This window comes from Zhouia amylolytica (assembly GCF_900116365.1).
In the GTDB taxonomy this organism is placed as follows: Bacteria; Bacteroidota; Bacteroidia; order Flavobacteriales; family Flavobacteriaceae; genus Zhouia; species Zhouia amylolytica.
Window position 1 is genome coordinate 224,770 of sequence record NZ_FPAG01000007.1, and the last position, 19,116, is coordinate 243,885.

At 39.2% G+C, this 19,116-nt stretch carries 13 protein-coding genes; 5 read left to right on the top strand and 8 right to left on the bottom strand.

Going from position 1 to position 19,116, the window contains the following annotated elements:
* Window positions 1–10: 10 nt before the first annotated feature.
* Complete coding sequence (locus tag BM361_RS12845; RefSeq protein WP_074979308.1) at window positions 11–1,261, bottom strand: serine hydrolase domain-containing protein; 1,251 nt, start codon at window positions 1,259–1,261, stop codon at window positions 11–13.
* Between the two features lie 257 nt (window positions 1,262–1,518).
* Between BM361_RS12845 and BM361_RS12850 the strand changes: the two genes are divergently transcribed.
* Genes BM361_RS12850 through BM361_RS12865 form a run of 4 tightly spaced genes read left to right on the top strand, consistent with a single transcriptional unit; the run spans window position 1,519 to window position 3,979 of the window.
* Window positions 1,519–2,118, top strand: coding sequence for a Crp/Fnr family transcriptional regulator (locus BM361_RS12850; RefSeq protein ID WP_074979310.1), 600 nt, complete (start codon window positions 1,519–1,521; stop codon window positions 2,116–2,118).
* Between the two features lie 53 nt (window positions 2,119–2,171).
* Window positions 2,172–2,618 (top strand): DMT family transporter, encoded by a 447-nt coding sequence (locus BM361_RS12855; protein ID WP_074979312.1) that lies wholly within the window; start codon window positions 2,172–2,174, stop codon window positions 2,616–2,618.
* Window positions 2,619–2,627: 9 nt separating this feature from the next.
* Window positions 2,628–3,353: a GNAT family N-acetyltransferase gene (locus BM361_RS12860; protein ID WP_074979314.1), complete on the top strand. Its 726-nt coding sequence runs from the start codon at window positions 2,628–2,630 to the stop codon at window positions 3,351–3,353.
* A complete protein-coding gene (locus BM361_RS12865) occupies window positions 3,350–3,979 on the top strand; it encodes an NAD(P)H-dependent oxidoreductase (protein WP_074979316.1) in 630 nt (209 codons plus the stop codon). The genes BM361_RS12860 and BM361_RS12865 overlap by 4 nt, the downstream gene beginning before the upstream one ends.
* 208 nt (window positions 3,980–4,187) lie before the next feature.
* Here BM361_RS12865 and BM361_RS12870 read toward each other — a convergent pair whose 3' ends face one another.
* The 6 genes from BM361_RS12870 to BM361_RS12895 all read right to left on the bottom strand — a co-directional run bounded on the left by BM361_RS12870 (window position 4,188) and on the right by BM361_RS12895 (window position 17,081).
* On the bottom strand, window positions 4,188–10,274 hold the full coding sequence (locus BM361_RS12870; RefSeq protein WP_074979318.1) for a DUF2272 domain-containing protein: 6,087 nt from the start codon (window positions 10,272–10,274) through the stop codon (window positions 4,188–4,190).
* Between the two features lie 449 nt (window positions 10,275–10,723).
* On the bottom strand, window positions 10,724–13,081 hold the full coding sequence (locus tag BM361_RS12875; RefSeq protein ID WP_083425945.1) for an arylsulfatase: 2,358 nt from the start codon (window positions 13,079–13,081) through the stop codon (window positions 10,724–10,726).
* Window positions 13,082–13,302: 221 nt separating this feature from the next.
* Window positions 13,303–14,418, bottom strand: a complete 1,116-nt coding sequence (locus BM361_RS12880; protein ID WP_074979453.1) for an alkene reductase — start codon at window positions 14,416–14,418, stop codon at window positions 13,303–13,305.
* A gap of 46 nt (window positions 14,419–14,464) precedes the next feature.
* A complete protein-coding gene (locus BM361_RS12885; protein ID WP_074979455.1) occupies window positions 14,465–15,478 on the bottom strand; it encodes a zinc-binding alcohol dehydrogenase family protein in 1,014 nt (337 codons plus the stop codon).
* 11 nt (window positions 15,479–15,489) lie between these two features.
* A complete protein-coding gene (locus BM361_RS12890) occupies window positions 15,490–16,005 on the bottom strand; it encodes a GNAT family N-acetyltransferase (RefSeq protein WP_074979320.1) in 516 nt (171 codons plus the stop codon).
* 77 nt (window positions 16,006–16,082) lie between these two features.
* Window positions 16,083–17,081 carry a polysaccharide deacetylase family protein gene (locus tag BM361_RS12895; RefSeq protein WP_074979322.1) on the bottom strand — a complete coding sequence of 333 codons (999 nt, stop codon included), beginning with the start codon at window positions 17,079–17,081 and terminating at the stop codon, window positions 16,083–16,085.
* 122 nt (window positions 17,082–17,203) lie between these two features.
* Between BM361_RS12895 and BM361_RS12900 the strand changes: the two genes are divergently transcribed.
* Complete coding sequence (locus BM361_RS12900; protein WP_074979323.1) at window positions 17,204–18,055, top strand: AraC family transcriptional regulator; 852 nt, start codon at window positions 17,204–17,206, stop codon at window positions 18,053–18,055.
* A 100-nt stretch (window positions 18,056–18,155) separates the two neighbouring features.
* On the opposite strand, the gene BM361_RS12905 is transcribed toward BM361_RS12900, so the two are convergent.
* Window positions 18,156–19,061, bottom strand: a complete 906-nt coding sequence (locus tag BM361_RS12905; protein ID WP_074979325.1) for a DUF5694 domain-containing protein — start codon at window positions 19,059–19,061, stop codon at window positions 18,156–18,158.
* Window positions 19,062–19,116: the final 55 nt, after the last annotated feature.

Genomic DNA, 19,116 nt, shown 5'->3' on the forward strand with positions numbered 1-19,116 from the left:
TTGGTTGGTTTTAAGGTCTTAGCCGGTTAAAATATTCATTCATTGTATCCCAAATCTCATAATACTCTAATTCTTTAGCCCTGTTATCATTCCCCATATCGGTATTAATCACGATGTATCTTCCGGTTTTATCTTCCTTATTGAAATAAAACCAGGTACCGACCCCTGCATCGCCCCCGGAGTGTCCGACATAACCTTTAGCACTATGGCCGATAAAAATGGCAGGGCTATAATCTCCATTATACGGATTACTGCTATTTCGTTCGTTAAAATGACGTGCATCCAGTTGTTCTGTAAAGAACTCTTTATAACTTTCCTTCTTGAGTAAAGTTCCCTCCCCGCTATATCCTTTCACCAATTCCAACAGGTACTTTGCCATATCGCTACTTGAGGATATCAACATCCCATCCGGATAGGTAATCCCCTTATAGAAAGGCAATACAGTGTTATCGTTTCGGTACAATCGCGAGTGCATAGAGCGATCAATAGCTGCCAGGGACCAACCTGTATCGTTCATTTGTAATGGATCCAGAATATGTTTTTGTGTAAAGGTATCAAAGGCTTCCCCTGTAGCTTTTTCTATAATCAAGGCGCATAAAGTGGCGCCTATATTGGAGTAATTATAGCGTTCACCCGGTTTGAAATTAATGTAATGATCATTTTGATAGTATTCCCCGGTGGTGGTTAGATATTCCTTTAAAAACGTTTCCATGGGCATATCGGCCTCGGGTGGGTTTAGTTGCTGATAAGGATAATCGGTACTCACCTTACTTAAATCCTGATCTTTTTCCAGGATCCAGGCCTTGTTCATGTACTGATCGGAATCGTTTATACCCGAAGTATGGGTTGCCAAATGCCTGATGGTTATTTTTTTATCAGGATAATTTGGGTTTATTACCTGAAAGGGTAGATAGTTTTCAATTGGGTCGTCGAGTTGTAGTTTACCGATTTCTTTGGCTTTCATCAAAGCGATCCCAATTAATGTTTTAGATACGGAGGCAATATGTTGTATGGTATTTTCAGTGTATTCCTTTTTTGTTTCACGGTCGGCATATCCAAAGCCTTTGGTGTATAAGACCCCGTTTTGATCTACCATGGCTACTGCAAACCCATTTATTTGTCCGTTTTTCCAAATACCCTCTAATTCGGCGGTTAATGAATCTGATGCGGTAGGCTGTGTTGTTGCCTGGTTACTTTGATTGTTTTGTTTACAGGCTATACAAAGGAAGCTTAGGATAAGTAATCTGATTGCGTTTTTCATGGGTTATTTGGTTTCCTTTTAAAGAGATCAATAATTGTTTCTTGTTACAGTTATGGTATGAATTCATTTGTTTTAATCGTTAATTTACAGCTCTCAACTACCGCAAGTTCCCCTGTTCTGATTATCAAACAGCTCCTCTTTGCTCTTAAAAATACGCAATTGTTTTTAACCGTTAATTATGAACATGAGATCGAACAAATAACTTTAACTTTATGCCCGTGATATGTCCACCGTACATTTGAAGTTATCAGCACACCATGAACTCAACAGAAACATACCGATCATTTACCAAAAGCATATTCAACACCTACAGTCTGCTAAGTGATGATACGCTTGCCTCACTGCTTGCTATAGCTTCCATACAGCACTTAAAAAAAGGAACCATATTGCTTGAGGTTGGTCAAATTTCAAAGCACATACATCTCTTATATGGAGGTGCTGTCGTTTCGTATTACCTCCATAACGATGGTAACCTGTATCATAAAAACATCTTTTTAGAAGGTGATTTTGTAGGATCTACCGTATCAGCAATTACCCAAAAGCCATCTCATTTCGCATTGGAAGTTGTTGAAGATGCCACGCTTATCAGTTTGGATTATAGCCAATATCGAGCGCTGATGGAGGACCATCCGGATCTTAAGGATTTCTATATTGCTTACCTGGAGAAAAACTGGGTCATTGATAAAGAAAAGCGGGAAATAGAAATTGTACTCACAGAAGCCAGGGAACGATACCTCGATTTTATCCAAAAACACCCTGATATTGAAAACCGGGTTCCATTACGTTACATTGCCTCTCACCTTGGGATTACCCCTACTCAATTGAGCAGGATTCGAAAAAAATTACAGGAAATTTAATCGAATCAACATATGTAAAGAATAAAGTCACGCCGACTGCTCATCTTTGCCATATGAAAATATTATTTTACTTATTAGCCTTCACCGGAGGCATATTTTTAGCTATACAAGCCGGATTCAATTCTCAGTTGGGTTCACTTTTAAAGAATCCCGTTATTGCGGTCATATCAGCTTCTATGGCCAGTGCCGTTTTTGGTCTGTTTTATATGTTTTCGATTGGTAAGGGAAGTATACAGTTGAGCAACTTCCATCAAGTGCCCTGGTATTTATGGTTTATTGGGGGCTTATTTAGTATGATTGGCATCTCACTTTATTTTTATACGATTCCTAAACTTGGTATTTCAAAAATGATTGCCTGGGGACTCTGCGGTCAGCTGTTGTTCTCCCTGCTAGCTGGAAAGTTTGGCTGGCTTAACCTTCCGGTAGAACCTTTAACAACCAGACGACTTTTAGGTGCCTTTGCCATGGTGGTTGGTATCGTTTTAATTAACTCAAAATAAAACTTAACAATGAATAAAACAGCTTTAAACATTAATAACCTAACGAATTTATGGACGGTAGCCGGAGAAGTATTTCAGGGATATTCAGAGCATAATGGAGTTTATTGTTCCCATATAAAAAACACCCAATGGCCGAATCGACTGTGGACCGGTTCTACCCTTTGGTCTGGGCTTAAACATCAATTGATAGGGAGTATGGAAAAGATACCCGGACTTACTTTTTCTTATTTTAATAATGGACATACGTCTCCTTTTCAGACCGATCCTGACTTTATGCTAAAATCTAAGCAGTATGGGATGAGTATGGAATTAACTGAAAAGTTCAAGTCCCAAAAAATCTTTGATTTTAGAACGGTAACAAACCGTGAGGAGGCCGAATTATGGAGCAAGGCTTTTCATTTGGCTTTTAATTATAATATCAGCGTTGAAACGGTTCTGAATACAATGAATACGATTCCCTATATTCTTGTTTCTGAAGAGGAAGTCCTTGTTGGTACCGTTATTTTACATATTACTGAACAGGTAGCCGGGATCCATAGTTTGGGTATTGTTCCTTCACAAAGAAAAAAAGGCTATGCCACCGAAATCATGTATCATATTATGAATGAGGCTATCGACTCTGATTCAAAACTAGCCACGCTGCAAGCTTCGGAGATGGCGAAAGCCATGTATGAGAAAATGGGATTTAAAACTGATTTTTTAATGGAGAATTACACCCTAAAAAACGAACTATGAAATTTATAGAAAACCAGGAATGGCGTTATGCCACCAAAGAATTTGATCCGAACAGGAAAATTACTGCGGAGCAATTGGAAAGTTTAAAGAAGGCCATACAGCTCTCTGTTTCTTCCTATGGCTTGCAATTGTATAAAGTGCTTATTATTGAAAACAAGAAAGTCAGGGCAAAACTCCGTCCGGCTTCCTGGAACCAATCGCAGATAACGGATGCCTCTCATTTATTCGTTTTCTGTAATTATACCCGGGTATCTGAGCAAAACATCGATAGCTATGTTGAGCTGATAGCGGCTACCCGAGAACTGGAAAAAGAGAACCTGAAGGGTTATGGCGATTTTATGAAGGCGAAGATCGATGAGAAATCGATTGATGATCAATTTCAATGGACCAAACATCAGACTTATATTGCTTTAGCCAATCTGCTGTCTGCTTGTGCCGAGTTAAAAATCGACACCTGTCCGATGGAAGGCTTTGAAGCTACAACGTATAATGAAGTATTGGGATTAACTGAGCGAGGCCTCAATGCTTCCGTTATTGTTCCTGTAGGTTACAGGAGTGATACAGATACTACCCAATCGCTGGCCAAAGTGAGAAAACCAATGGCTCAATTATTTGAAATGCTATAAAAAGGAAATCAACCAAGCTTAATTTTGTGAATGGATGGGTATGCCCCTGCCCATGCTTTAGAAAGGCCCTTCGGGGCTTTTTGGGTTGACATCAATTGAATTTTTATAGCAAACAAATATTAAAATTTAAATCCTCCTGTTTTTAAAAAGGTAAAAGCTGCCATAAAAGACAGCTTTTTAATGCAATTAATAAAGTTTATCGTTAGTACTATGGTGTTGTACGGACTTTAATTACAACAAAGTATTGACTTTGTGATCCGGTATATTGAACTCGATCATCAAAATCACTGCCCGTATCGTTATTATAGATTTGCCAGGTTTTGTTTGGATCTATTTTACCGGCTTCATCGAGGTAAATTCTTCGTTTACCTACACTCACATTTGTTAAGGCATGAGGTGTAACCAAATTGTTCCAGGTACCATTAGCCAACTTCTCTGTCTGAATAGAATCAACTTCTAAATTCCCTCCAATTACAGTAATATATTCGTTAGTCTTTTCGACCACAATATCAGTATGTGATGACGCACGATTTACCTCCTGGTTTGATCTGTTGACTACATCATTATAATTGACTGCGGTACTCCTTCCTACAATATCGCCAACTTGAGGAGCATAGTCACTAATTTTATAACCCCAAAACGGATTTCGACGATTATTGTTTTCTTTGTTCAAAATGGCTTTAGCTATAAAATCTACATGACGTTGAGACCTTACAAACACGGAATTACTTGAAATCCCTGCCTCTCGAACAAGGTATCCGATAAAAGCAGCACTCCATGCAGCTCTCGTATTAATATTGTCGTTGGCCCTAGCTGTTGTAAAGGCTGTTGTTGCAGAACCCGTATCATTTGTATCGAAACAAGCCAGCCAGTAATCTCTTAACCGTTGTTCTACATGGCTCTCTGTTTCCCAGAAAGCATCGCCGGTATGAGAGCCTCCATTATGCCAAAATTCATACTCACTAATTGCCCGGTTTTTCAAAGTATCCTTAAAATTAGTCATATTAGAAGGCACACCATTCATCCATGTGATATTCGGTCCTTGTCCTTCAGATAATTGAGGTATAGCTTCTGCAAACCTTACTATCTGGAAAAACAGGCTTCCTGAATTGTCGGTAACCATTTGTTCGAACATCTCTATAAAATCTTCAAAATATTCGAACTGCTCTTGTCCGTCAGCCGGATTTATAAACTTAAAGGTTACATCATTCTGATTATTGAGATCTCCTTCCATTCCAAATAACAATAAAGCATGTGGCGAGAAACCTTCACTACTATCAGCATCAACAGTAACCCAAAGCGGGCCATAATGACTTAACCAATCGTAATACTGTTGTATGGTATAACTTGCAGGTGGCATGGCTTCCATATTCAATGCCGTAATAAATTGCTCTTTTTCAGAAGCTGGCAGACCTGTAGCATTATTGAACATATCTACATAATAATTTTCATTTGGCGGATTTAAATTGTCACCTGCCATTCGTAACACTTCCTGAATTGGATTGGAACTTCTTAATTTCCAATTCATCATCATGGTAGCTACGGTTGCCCAACATCCCATAGGAGGTTGAACTATACCTTCAACCTGGAAATTTACATTTATTGGTTGAGATCCTTCCGGTGGTCTTACGTTTATAGCCTCATGCGTACCATCTGCATCGGTACGTTGAGCCTGAACCGATTGCCCTCTACTGATAGCCTCCGAGGCGGGTTGCATTAACGAAGGACGGTTCTGTTCTCGTTCAAACTGTTCACTTTCCCGTGCACTTTCACCACCGTCAATCTGTTGTTGCAGATGCTGACGTGTTAAGTTTTGAGCATCTTCCTCGCTGATGTTTCCATCGCGACGGGCCTGGGCTATTCCATCGGCTATACCCTGTGAATTTTGGGTGTTATGCTGTTGGGTGGCAAGGCTCTTAGCCATTTCCGCAAAAGCTTTCGCGTTTTCCTGATTAGACAGGTACGTCTTCATGGCGTTTTCCTGATTGCCGCTTAAACCGGTAATATCTTTAAACACTCCCGATTTACCTAACAGTTCCGACATCTGAGCTAATCCTGCTGCTGGTGCCGGTGCGTCCGGAGCATTCTGGATATTCACCATTGGGGTAGCAAAATCTTTATATTCCGGCTTATAATCGGTAATGGTTGGAGTCGGTGTAATTACCGGTGAAATTTGAGTTGGTTCTTCGGTTCTAAACTTATCCCAATCCTGAGATGAGTTCTCTTTCACCATTTCACAGGCATCACAATTACCCTGGATAGCCTCCATGAATACGCCTTTAGTAGGAACACTCAATCTGTACGGTGGTATTGGTGTTAAAGGTTTGTAGTAATCAAATAAAGTAGTCTCTTCGAATACATTATCCCCTATCTCTTCGAGCATATTATTTCGTCCCACCCGGTAACCATCAGCAACCGGAAATACAAGTGAGTTTCCTGTTATGGTGACCAGTTCATTCTTGACCACTGAGGCCAGACTGCGCATAACCGACTTGTTTCCTGTAGAAGTATAGGTCTGAATATTAAAGCCATCCAGTAACATATACCTTCGGTCGGGATCTAAGTTAGCCCAGAGTATCTTGTTGTAATGCTCGAGGTTGCTATTGAGATGTTCTATCAGTTCATTTACTAAATATTCATCTTCTTTACGTGGATTTCTTTTTTCGAATGAGTTTAAAGGTGTATTAATATTCTCAACATCATCGTGTAAATCATTATAAATACGTCTGTTTATAAGAGTTGAGGAATGATGATCACTTCTATAATTAATTTGAATACTGTGAAGTTTAAAGGTCACAAAATCAAAGAATAAGTCATGATGTTCTCCGGTAAGCGGAGAAGAATAATCAATTTCTATTTCATCAATAGATTTTCGGGTAATACTGGCAGGAATGCCATTATCTTTAATATAATACTTAAGAATTCTATTCCCTCCTTTATACTTTCTATCCTCTGTAAGATCAATATCTCCCAATGGTGTAATGGAGATTCTTCCTCCACTTCCACCTGTGGCGTCATTAATAAGATTACTTACAATTTGAGGGGCTATATGTTCATTAAATATGCGATCCCAATCGGCAATCACATTACCATTAAAATATTGAAATAATTCTTGCAAGTCCATATCCAGTATCTGCGCATATGCTTCCCATAGTTTCTTTTCCTTTTCCATACCTGCAAAGAAATCCATAGGAGTAGGAGTCTCATCACCATCAAAAACAATTCCCATAAAGTCATCAAATACATTTATACCATTTGAGCCATCGAAATTTACCCTAATACATTTTGCAGGGGGTACACTTTCATAGTTAGCATCCAGCGTCATGAACATATCAAATATTTGTCCACGGGTTAAAACTTCCGTAGAAGTAGTATTTCGCTTAATAGATGGTCCTTTAGCTGCACAAGGAACAACAGCCCCCACAACCGAATCTTTGATATTCTCGCGAATTGTACCGGCTACATCTATTCCTGCGTCTGATGTAATGGTCTTTTTTATAACCGGAAAAGATAGTATTCTGTCAAACCTTGTTTTTGGTCTTGGAATATGTATGTTAAACTTCATATGCCCTGAAAGTTCAGTAATAACTTCATCAGCATAGGTATTCTCAGGAAAATCCACACGCTCATAAGCTGTTTTTATACGCTCATTGGCATCAAAAGCTTTTAACAAAGGATGTTGTCTTCTTATAAATGAAAATGGTCTTAAATAGGTATTAGAAGGGATAGGTTTTAGATTTTTAGCTAAAATATCTTTCCACTTATGGATGTTCTCTGTTGAGAAATTGGTCATTAATAACGGAACAAACACACATTCTTCAACATGTGAGAGTTCCTGGTAAATGGCATAATGTCTCAATACCTCGAAATACATCATCGTCAACGAATGGCAATGGTTATGATTGGCTACCGTTTCTGCGGTTACTCCATAGTCTTGTCCTTCGGTAACCGTAGTTACAACGGATGCATTTAGTTCGCGGTAACTTTCTGCGTTCTGCATCAGGGATTGTCTTAGTTTTTCACCAAAAGACTGAGAGATATTTCGGGAACTGTTTTGAGATGCAGAGGAATTTGAATTCGCAAATCCTCCGGCAACTCCTAAAGATGCTCCAATGCCACCATAGGAAACACCTACACCTAAACCGGCTGACATTCCGGAAGTGTGTGCTCTGCTTCTTCCGCTCATATTTTCATTAATACCTCCACTGATCTGATCGGTAATAAATCGATCACTGATTAGTTCGGCAGATAAACTTTCTCCCTGGGATATGCTTTGTGATTCTGCACCGGTTAATGAATGCGAAGATTCAAACACTACAATTTGTTTCTTTTGTCCGGGTGCCAAGGGTAGTGAATACACTAAATCTCCTAAAGAATATCCATCTGCTTTGAAAACGGACTTATAATGGAGTATATGCCCTGTGGCCACAGAAACTGCCTGATACATTGAAAGGTTTTCTTTCGCATCGGGAGCATCTTCCCAGCGAATAGGATTATCGAGTCCTACTTCTCTCCTATCAAGGGTTTTCTTTCCTCCTACCAGGTTATATGATATTTTACCATCTCGCTCCTTTTTCTTTTCCAGTACATAATTTGATACTTCAGGATCTGATATACGTACAATGGCGTTATAACTATATTCTCTTAAGGTTCTGTTGGGTGTAGAAAGATTGATACATGAACCTCCAATATCCTGAGTATATTCATCAGAGTTAATCAGGTCTTCCTGATCGGGTAACCTTTTGGCTTTTTTAGGGGTGTGACAACCGCAATCGTCTTCTTCGGATTCACTTTCCGGCACCTGTACTTCTTCATCAATCAGGAGTAAATAAATAAAATCGTCTGAAATAGTTTCATTGGAGTTATCTTGATCTACATCCAGGTCAACCGGACTATTGGGCATTAAGGAAACCATGGCCTGAGCTTCGGTATAATCCCCATAAGGATAATCTAATGAAAAGTTTCCTGATTGGTCTGTAGTAGAAGAAGCTACGATTCGATTTATTTCATCACCTTCTTTTTTAGCCTGAACAATAATTGTTAGTCCATTTAAATTATACTTATCACCATTTTGCAGGACCTTTCCCCTCAATCGCTTCGTACTTCGTGGTATGCCTGTTTGCGGATCAACCTCTATGGTTCCGGAAGGATATTTTTTTATGGTTATATCGAGATTCTGCAAGGTTTCGTCCGTTTTACGAAGTTTATCTTCCCAAAGTACGGCACCGTCGTAACCTTTAACCTTTATGGTTATCGGTCCGGATATATTGTTTGTGAGTATAACTTCGTCTTCAGTAAAATTGAAAGCTATCTTATTATTTTCAATCTTCCGGGCACTTGATAACCAATCGTATTTTAATATTTTGGGGGTTCCATCCGGATGTTGATATTCTACAGAGAGGTCGTAGAAATCTAAATCTTGCTGACTAACTTCCTCCTCTGAAATAATAGTCATTTCTCCTGCTATAGACAAGGTATTAATTTCAGGAACTGCGATTGGGAAATCGAATAATTTGTTGAAGTTTTCTTGTAAATATTCAAAGAATTCCTTGCTTATATTATATTCGGACTTCTTAAGAAAGTCTCTTAATTGTGTAATTCCAATCGTAAAATCAGCATCCATAAATTCAGGATGCTCTCCATTGAGATCAACAAGAATTTGGATAAAGTTTAATACAAATTCATCAGTGATATTCCTGTCCGGATGAGCTGCATCGAAAATATATTTAAATAACTCATACGCCTCTTTATTTATAATAAAAACACGATTATTGTATTGTTCAGGAAGATTTGACAAGCCTTTTTCATTCAATTTCTCAGTTTTTTTAGAAGTAATATCGCCATATGTGCTTCTAAACTTACCGTATTCCTCTTGATGATTACGCCTGTCAAAATCAGAAGAATAAGGGGATTTCAAATAGTAAATACCTTCAAATTCTTTTGACTTTATAACCTGATTCAGCCCGTCTTTGATATCTATGGTAAATTTAAAGGAGTAATCATTGATATTGATTCCAACATCTCTTAGGATATCAATAAAGTGATATAGGAAAAAGCCATAGATATCTTCAGTATCAGACCCGACCAATTCGGGTAATGGCAGATGAACCTTATAGGAGTTGTCATCAATATCCTGAGAGGTACTAAAAGTCTTATGGTCACTAACATATCGCGAAATATGACTCCTACTGATATTAAAAGAAAATTTAGGAATCTTTACTTCTATAGATATATTGTTTAAATCAGATGAACGCTGGTCATCTGCTGATGAAAAAGTAAATTGTACTGAAGCCATAACATTTGTTGTTTTTAGATTTTTGAGTCATTGATAAGGCTGGGGATCGTGGGCATTTTGATTATACTTAGCATAATCATGTTATAAAGATCTAAAACAACTACTTGTTAATCAATGGGTTATTCCCTTTTTATGAACGGGGATTTTTCCTTAGAAACTACACATTTATTAGAGGGAAGACTGTCTGAATTGTAATAAGAAAACAGATATGTGTTATGGTATGAGCTATTCGGATTATTTTCTCATGGTAACAGACACTATCAATATATTCCGATTTTTTAAGCCAATTTTTGCCACACTTATGACTATACGGCCAAATAAGCGAGAGCATCATTTCATAAAATGTTCCCTTTATTCTACACGTACTCTTGGGAACAAGTGAAATGAGCCTGGATACTAAAGCTATTATAGTTATTCACTTAATTATAAATTATAATAACTAAGACCTATTATTCAGGTCTTAGTTTGATGTTTACTTCTTCTATTTTACCTTGAAATTCATTAGCTCCATAGGTTTCTGTAACAGGTGAGCCTGTATCTACTCCGATGCCAAAAGTATCGATACCAAATCGAGCCGGTACGGTCGCTTCCAATCTACCTTCCCCTACTTTTTCATTATTCATATATAAATTTACGGTGGCTCCTTTACCCATTCCGCCTCCGTCGTAATTGAATTCCACTTTAATACTGGCCAAACCATCAGGCAATGGCTTAGCGGACGTGATCGTCATAATATCGGATTCAAAGAAATTGTACAAAAAAGTTGGATTTCCGTTTTTAACGAACAAGGTATAGCCCCCTCCAAGACCTCCGATGGCATTAATTACACCATCTTTCATTCCCCTTTTAGTATTTACCAAAGCTTCCATTGTCCACGAGGTATTTTTAGTATTTGGTGCTGCAGTTTCGGGAATTCGTATGGCTCCTTCATAGTAGGTGAACTCTTTGCGATCTCCTAGTGGTGAGGGTTTTGGTACTGCCAGCCGGGCAGCCCCGCGGTCATCTAGTGGAAATACATGGTATTTTTCAGCTTCTTTTTCCCATAGCTCTTTTAATTCTTCTAATTTTTCCGGGTATTGATCAGCTACATTATTGGATTCCGAAAAATCTTCCGCTACATTATAGAGTTCCCATACTTCATTTTCATAACCCGGTGCAAAATCCTGTCGCCATGGAAAAGTATGCTGATGAGCAGCTACCCAGCCATCGTGATATAAAGCGCGGTTACTGAACACTTCAAAATATTGTGTGGTTCGTATTTCCGGGGCATCTGCGTCGGTAAATGTAGACATAAAAGATTTCCCATCCATAGGGCGTTGTTGAACCCCTTCGACATAAGCCGGCATTTGAATCCCTGTTGCCTCTAAAACGGTAGGAACTATATCAATAATATGAAGAAACTGAGACCGTATGCCCCCTTTATCTTTAATTACCTTAGGCCAGGAAACCACCATGGGGTTTCTGGTACCCCCAAAATGAGAGGCTACTTGTTTCACCCATGGAAATGGGGTGTTTCCTGCAAAGGCCCATCCAATAGGAAAATGGGGTTCAGTATCCGGACCTCCTATTTCATCCGCTTTTTTGAGATTTTCTTCTATGCTACTAGGGATTCCGTTTAATGCTTTAACTTCATTAATAGTTCCTTGTAAACCACCCTCAGCACTGGCTCCATTATCTCCTACTATATACATTACAAGGGTATTATCTGCGTCTGGAAGCTCCCTGACAGCCTTTAATAAACGTCCTACTTCATGATCTGTAAAGGCCAAATAACCCGCGAAATTTTCATATAAGAGGGTATAAAACTTCTTTTCCTCTTCACCTAATGAATCCCAAACAGGAACGTTCTCGTTTCTTTCGGACAGTGCCGCATCCTGAGGAATTATTCCCATTTCCTTTTGACGTGCATAAACAATTTCACGTTCCTTATCCCAGCCATGGTCGAATTTCCCTTTGAATTTTTCGCTCCATTCCTTTCGCACATGGTGAGGGGCATGAACCGCTCCAGGGGCATAATACATGAAAACAGGTTTATCGGGGGAGATTGATTTTTGAAGTTGTAGCCATTCAATGGCTTTATTAGTCATATCCGTTTGAAAATGATAGCCTTCTTCCGGAGTTTCTTCGGGTTCTACCGGTACGGTATTTTCAAATATAACCGGGTAGTACTGATGTGTTTCTCCTGCATTAAATCCATAGAAGTAATCAAAACCTAATCCCGTCGGCCAGCGATCAAAAGGTCCGGCTGCAGAAGTCTCCCAGTCAGGAGTGTTGTGATTTTTACCAAACCAAGAGGTATTTACACCATTATATTTCATCAGTTTTCCAATCGTGGCGGTTGAACGAGGGATCATAGTGGTATAACTTGGATATCCCGTTGCCCATTCTGCTAAAAACCCACTCCCTGAGTTATGATGATTTCTTCCCGTAATTAAAGCAGCTCTCGACGGACCGCAAATAGCAGTAGTATGAAAGCGATTATATCGCAATCCTACATTTGCTAAAGAATCTAAATGTGGGGTGGGAATTGATCCTCCAAAAGTACTTGTCATCCCAAATCCAACATCATCAAGCAAAATGATAATGACATTCGGAGCGTCGGCTTTTGGTGATGGTAAATCAGGCCAATCCATTTCGGAATCCTGATAAGTCCTCCCAATTTTACCCTTGAACTCGGGATCATCATAAGGTAGTTTTGATGTTTCTTCAAGCTGTGAGGCACTCTTTTCTTTCTGTTGACAAGAAGTAATCAATAAAATACTTACCAATGCGATAAAGAACGATAAACCGGTTTTTTGAATCTTCATGTATCTCTGTTTTTAGGTGGTAAAACTCATACCCATCTATAAGCAGACGAACCGTATCGAATGAAAAATTAACGGTTGTTTTTAATTATTTCTAACCATGCCAACAGATCAGGTCTTATAAAGATAGTAGAAAAAATTCTATGTGCGAAAAATATTTCAGACTTCAATAATGATATAAACAACACTGAATAAGCATCTTACAACTAAATCCTGCAAGAAACTCAACACCTGTCTAGAAGAAAAGGATAATCGGTATACCCCCTTTCATCTCCACCACCAAATAGCGTATGGGTGTCTGTTATCTCATTCATTTGGGCATTTAATGCTACTCGTTCAGGATAATCCGGGTTCGCTAAAAATCCGCGACCAAACCCGATCAAATCTACGAGCCCTTCTTTCAATAAAGCCTCTCCTTGTTCCGGTGTTTTATTACCGGTTGCAATGACGGTATTATGGAAGTTATTTCGTAATTCTACTCTGAAATTATCGGGAATTTCCGGGGCATCATCCCAATCTGCCTCACTCAGGTGAATGTAGGTCACCCCTATTTCATCAAGAGCTTTAACTGCCAACATGATGGTATCCAGGATTTCCGGATCGTCCATATCCTTAAATTTAATAAAAGGTGATAAGCGAACCCCAACATGAGCATTCCCTACCGCCTCCACCACCGCCCTGGTGATTTCAAGAAGCAATTGAATTCTATTTTCTTTACTTCCTCCATAGCGATCGGTCCGTTTATTCGCATTGCTTCGTAAAAACTGATCGATCAAATATCCATTGGCTCCGTGAATTTCTACCCCATCAAAACCGGCTTCCATAGCATTTAATGCCCCTTGAGCAAAGGTTTCAATTGCCTGATCGATATCTTGCTGACTCATTTCTTTAGGTTCATCAACCGGCACAAAGGTAGCATCTCCGTTGGGGGCTCCGTTAAATATATACACTTGGGTATCCTTAGCCTTTATAGCTGAAGGTCCCATCGGTTGGAGTCCATTAACTTTATAAGCACTAACACGACCAACATGCCAAAGTTGCAAGAAGATCTTGCTTCCTTTCTGATGTACTTTTTTAGTTACCTGCTTCCAGGCTTCAATTTGTTCTTTAGTGTATATTCCAGGTGTATTGGCATAGCCTTTACCCTGTAAAGAAACCTGGGTGGCTTCAGTGATGATAATCCCTGCTGAAGTTCTTTGTCCGTAGTATTCCGCCATTAATGCATTTGGAACATCCCCGGGCTGAGAACTTCTTGAGCGGGTCATTGGCGCCATTAAAAAGCGGTTCTTCAATAGTTTTCCGCTCAAATTATAGGGTTCGAATAGTTTGTTATATTTCATTTTATTTCTCTTCATTTTGACCGCTGAAAACGGGATCAGTTGTTGCTTAAAATTTAATAACGGTTTTTCCTATGGCCTTTCCCGACTCCAGTAAAGTATGAGCATCTTTAAGATTTTCAACAGTTAATCCATTCATGGTATTGGTAAGGGTCGACTTAAGGGTTCCATTTTCAAGTAAAGCAGCGACCTTATTCAATATATGGTGTTGTGCAATCATATCTTCCGTTTGAAACATGGGACGGGTGAACATGAATTCCCAGGAAAAGGACACACTTTTTGTCTTCAGATCATTCAACACCACCGGATCTGCGCTTCCGGTAATGGATGCAATATGGCCTTGAGGTTTTATGAGTTCTACCATTTTATCCCAATAGCTATTGGTATTTACGAAATCTAAAATGAAATCCACTTGCGGGTATCCGGCCTCTTTCATTTGATTTAGTAAATCTTTATGGTTGACCACCACATCGGCACCCATTTCTTTACACCATTCCGTGGTCTCGGGTCTTGATGCCGTGACGATCACGTTCAGTCCTGCTATTTTTTTTGCCAATTGAATGGCGATAGATCCTACTCCCCCGGCTCCTCCGATCATTAATATGCTTTTGCCTTTGTCTTTTTCCGCTGAAATACGCATGCGATCAAAAAGTATCTCCCAGGCTGTCAAGGAAGTCAGAGGCATAGCAGCTGCTTCTTCCGGGGTTAGTCCTTCGGGACGTCTTCCCACAATGCGTTCATCTACGAGTTGATATTCAGCATTACTACCCGGACGCGTAATATCACCCGCATAGAAAACCTGATCGCCGGTCTTGAACAATGTAACTTCATTTCCTACCGCCTCAACCGTTCCAACAGCATCCCACCCAATGATTTTAGGGGTATTCAGGACGGTATCTTTGGCACTGTTCTGTCGTACCTTATAATCAACCGGATTGACTGAAACAGCAGCTATTTTTACCAGTATATCCTTTCCTTTGGATACGGGCTTTTGAGTTTCAAATGCTATAAAACTATCTTTTTCTTTTATGGCTAACGATGTTTTAAATCCTATTGCTTTCATGGTTTTTAATTTTAATGTTTTATACGATACAACATCCAATCTTTTTGCGGATGGTTACGATGGATCATTCTTTCAAATTCAAATCCTAATTTGGTTAACAGGTTCTGAGCTCCTACGTTTACAGGCAAGGTAATGGCAATCAGTCGGTTCAATTGAAATGTATTTATTGCCAGTTCGGTTAGTCCCTTTACACTTTCAAAGGCATATCCATTTCCTTCAAATTCCGATAAAAAAGCAAACCCCAGGTCAATATCATCCAAATCCTCGCGATCATAGAGTCCGATTGCCCCTATTTTCTTCTGATCGGATTTTCTGATCACGGTGTAATTCCCATATCCCAAGCGCTTTAATTGTGATAACATCTGAGCTTCAATATAGGTTTCAGCGTCTTCCCGAGAATGTAACTGTCTGTCACCTATAAAAGTTAACCACTTCGGGCTATTAAATAACTCGAGTATAAAATCGGCATCTTCCAAATGAGTTGGTCGTACCCATAAACGTTCTGTTTGGAAACTTAAGTTAGTCATAATATTATATAATCCGGTTTTTAATGCTTCTTTCTGTTTACAGCTTAATGGTATTATTCAAAAATTACATAGCGTTTTTACTTGTTATACTCCATTTCCGAAGGATCTATAAGGGTATTTGGATCGTCTATGACCATTTCAGCTATTTCATCTTTTCTCATGAATACCACGTCTTGATGACTTTTGGCATACTGAATAAATTGATCAACAACCTTCACTATACCCGGCGCGCCCCCTATGCGATCGTGGAGGCTTACACTCATCATTCGTCTCTGACTAGCCCCTTCGAGGTATAATTGATCGAATTCGGCTTTGAGTTGAGCCAAAAACTGATCAGGACTCCAGTTTTTCCCCTCTATATTCACGATGTCATTATTCCTAAGGGTATAAGGAATTACCACAAATTTTTCTCCTCTGACCAACGTCACAAACGGTTCATCACGACTTAAGTCATCGATATGGTATAAAAAGTTAAGGTCTTGCAACACCTTTAAGGTGTTAGGGCCTCTTCGCAACCAATTCGCATTATACCCCCTGCCTCGTTTACCGGTAATAGCTTCGACAGTATCAATGCCTTTTTTTATGAATTCATATTCTTCTTCATAGGTCATATTCCATTGGTCACTCCAGGAAATTCCATGAGCCGCAATTTCATGTCCACCTCTGGCGATCGCTTTCGCTACCTCAGGATATTTTATGGCCGCCTCTCCTACCACATGGGAAGTTACGTGAATACCATGTTTTTCCCATAGCTTCAGCATTCTGTAAATACCTTCTTTAGCTCCATAACGAAACCAACTGTTTGCCGGCATATCAGGTGTTTCCTTGGGTAATGGCTTTCCTGAAAACGGACTCTCAGCACCATCGGGTTGACCTCCGGTCTCAAACTGCATGGAGAATGAAATCACCAATTGAGCCCCATTGGGCCAATGACGATTCTTTTTGGATTGCTGTGGTTCCAATTTTTTAGTATTTGCCATTTTTGAGGATTCCGGTTGCCCGCAAGCGACGATTCCGAACATTGATAGCAGTACTCCTATTGATTTAAGCTTTTTATTAGTCTTGATTATATTCATGATTTTACTGTGCTTAATTTTAAACGCGGGTTTTATTGCTGAATTTGTTATGACAAAGATAAAGTTGGTATATGCAGTTGGTCTTGTAAAAACTCATGGTATATTTGTATAAATCAATCACCATGTCGAAGCGATTTTACATCACCAGGGATTTTGACGTTTTCGAATTTGAAGCGGTTCATGAATGGGGATACCCCCGTCACAAGCATCATTTTTTTGAATTAACCTTTGTGATAAAAGGAAGTGGTCAGCATTTATTGAATGAAAGTATGGTTGATTATAAGCAAGGAGATCTTTTCTTTCTGACTCCTAAAGATGAACATGAATTTATTGTTGCCGAACCAAGCACCTTTGGGATAATCAAATTCACCGAACAGCTATTTATAGAAAAGGCATCCTTTGCCACCAGCACCTACTGGCGCAAACACCTGGAATCGGTTATTTTTCACTCTAATATTATTGCTAAGAGTATTATCTGTAATGAGCAAGACAGAAAGCAACTTTTTGGATTGTATGCGCTTATTCGCGATGAATTCCAAATGCCACAAACCTACGGGCGTAATGTAATGACCGCCTTGTTTGAGGCGTTGTTAATTGTGCTCTCGAGGAATTTAAAAGCTACCCTGAAGGAAGCCCCCCCGGAGCGGATGACTGATAAAGACAAGGTGGATGCCATCTTAACCTATGTCCGTCAAAATGTATTAAAAAAAGACCTTATAAACACCAAAGCTATCGCCTCGGCATTTCAGATGTCGCCAAATTACGTCGGCATTTATATTAAAAAACACCTTGGAATTTCTCTTCAACAGTATATTATGGAAACCAAGATGAAAATGGCGGAAAGTCTTTTGAAACAAAGTAATTTAAATATCAACGAGATCGCCTTTAAATTAGGATTCGTCGATGCTGCACACTTTAGTAAAGCCTTCCAAAAATATGCAGGTATGAATCCTAGTGCACTCAAACAGCTTTAAGTATAATATTCAGGATGGCTGAATGGGTTCAAACCATCCTGATTTTAAATGTATATTATATTTTGTCAGCCCCTTATACACTTTAACCATCGTTTAAATATCAAATACTTTCTTTCACCAGGCTCTCCAGGCTAACCACTTTAAATTGTGGTGAGGCTTTAAAGCACTCATTCAGAATAGACATATGTCCATTTCCAAAGAGTACTAATATCCGATCATCTGAGGTGGGTTGAGTTTTCAGGATATTATTATAGATACGGAGGTTTCGGCTGTACCACCACATCGCTAATCCGTCAGGTCCGAGCGTATTATGGGTATTGAACCCCTGGGTGAGGTAATGACCATGTGCACGTCGTAAATATTCAGGAGACGACATTCCAAGAAATATTTCCAATAAGGTCATATCTTTTTCCCACACATCACTTGCTTTATACAATTCGCTGTATTTCGCACCCCAATAGTCACTTAATTCTTTATTAACCAATGTATTGTTATCCCCAAAAATCTTATCCTTGAAGGTGTTCTGTTCTTCCTTGCTTAGCTTATTACCAAAATCGGAATTCAAGCTTTCTGCATCCACTGCATACACTTTTTTATGCCCCAGGTCTTTGGCTAGACGATATGCCACCTGATAGATTTCGTTTCTTTTTAATGTGAAATCCCCTTTTAAATAAGCGTTATAAAGGGAATCGTGATAGGATTGATTTAAAGATTCTACATATATTTTGGTAGGATTGAATCGTTTTAAAACTACTAATAGCTCCTCTAATTCCTGTTGTTTCTGAGGTGACAGTATATCCATTTTATCGGCATCTGCGGTTTTATGCCCGTCAAGTCCGGGATAATTGAAGTGAAATGTTCCCAGTAACAGAACTTCGGTTGGTTTTTTATCCTCTAAAAGTATATGATCTGCTGAGATCTTTTCTAATTTTTTCCAGTCAACAGACTGAGCATACAAGCTACTCGCTACTAATAAAGCGGTTACTATTGATAAAAGGTTTTTCATTATTTTAAATGTTTATGAGTTTTTAATACAGCTGCAAATTCGGACTGTCCAGGCT

What these genes read in the sequence shown, in the direction of transcription:
- BM361_RS12870 (WP_074979318.1), bottom strand. Translation starts at nt 10,274, where the DNA reads ATGGCTTCAGTACAATTTACTTTTTCATCAGCAGATGACCAGCGTTCA.
- BM361_RS12860 (WP_074979314.1), top strand. Translation starts at nt 2,628, where the DNA reads ATGAATAAAACAGCTTTAAACATTAATAACCTAACGAATTTATGGACG.
- BM361_RS12850 (WP_074979310.1), top strand. Translation starts at nt 1,519, where the DNA reads ATGAACTCAACAGAAACATACCGATCATTTACCAAAAGCATATTCAAC.
- BM361_RS12855 (WP_074979312.1), top strand. Translation starts at nt 2,172, where the DNA reads ATGAAAATATTATTTTACTTATTAGCCTTCACCGGAGGCATATTTTTA.
- BM361_RS12905 (WP_074979325.1), bottom strand. Translation starts at nt 19,061, where the DNA reads ATGAAAAACCTTTTATCAATAGTAACCGCTTTATTAGTAGCGAGTAGC.
- BM361_RS12890 (WP_074979320.1), bottom strand. Translation starts at nt 16,005, where the DNA reads ATGACTAACTTAAGTTTCCAAACAGAACGTTTATGGGTACGACCAACT.
- BM361_RS12865 (WP_074979316.1), top strand. Translation starts at nt 3,350, where the DNA reads ATGAAATTTATAGAAAACCAGGAATGGCGTTATGCCACCAAAGAATTT.
- BM361_RS12885 (WP_074979455.1), bottom strand. Translation starts at nt 15,478, where the DNA reads ATGAAAGCAATAGGATTTAAAACATCGTTAGCCATAAAAGAAAAAGAT.
- BM361_RS12880 (WP_074979453.1), bottom strand. Translation starts at nt 14,418, where the DNA reads ATGAAATATAACAAACTATTCGAACCCTATAATTTGAGCGGAAAACTA.
- BM361_RS12875 (WP_083425945.1), bottom strand. Translation starts at nt 13,081, where the DNA reads ATGAAGATTCAAAAAACCGGTTTATCGTTCTTTATCGCATTGGTAAGT.
- BM361_RS12895 (WP_074979322.1), bottom strand. Translation starts at nt 17,081, where the DNA reads ATGAATATAATCAAGACTAATAAAAAGCTTAAATCAATAGGAGTACTG.
- BM361_RS12900 (WP_074979323.1), top strand. Translation starts at nt 17,204, where the DNA reads ATGTCGAAGCGATTTTACATCACCAGGGATTTTGACGTTTTCGAATTT.
- BM361_RS12845 (WP_074979308.1), bottom strand. Translation starts at nt 1,261, where the DNA reads ATGAAAAACGCAATCAGATTACTTATCCTAAGCTTCCTTTGTATAGCC.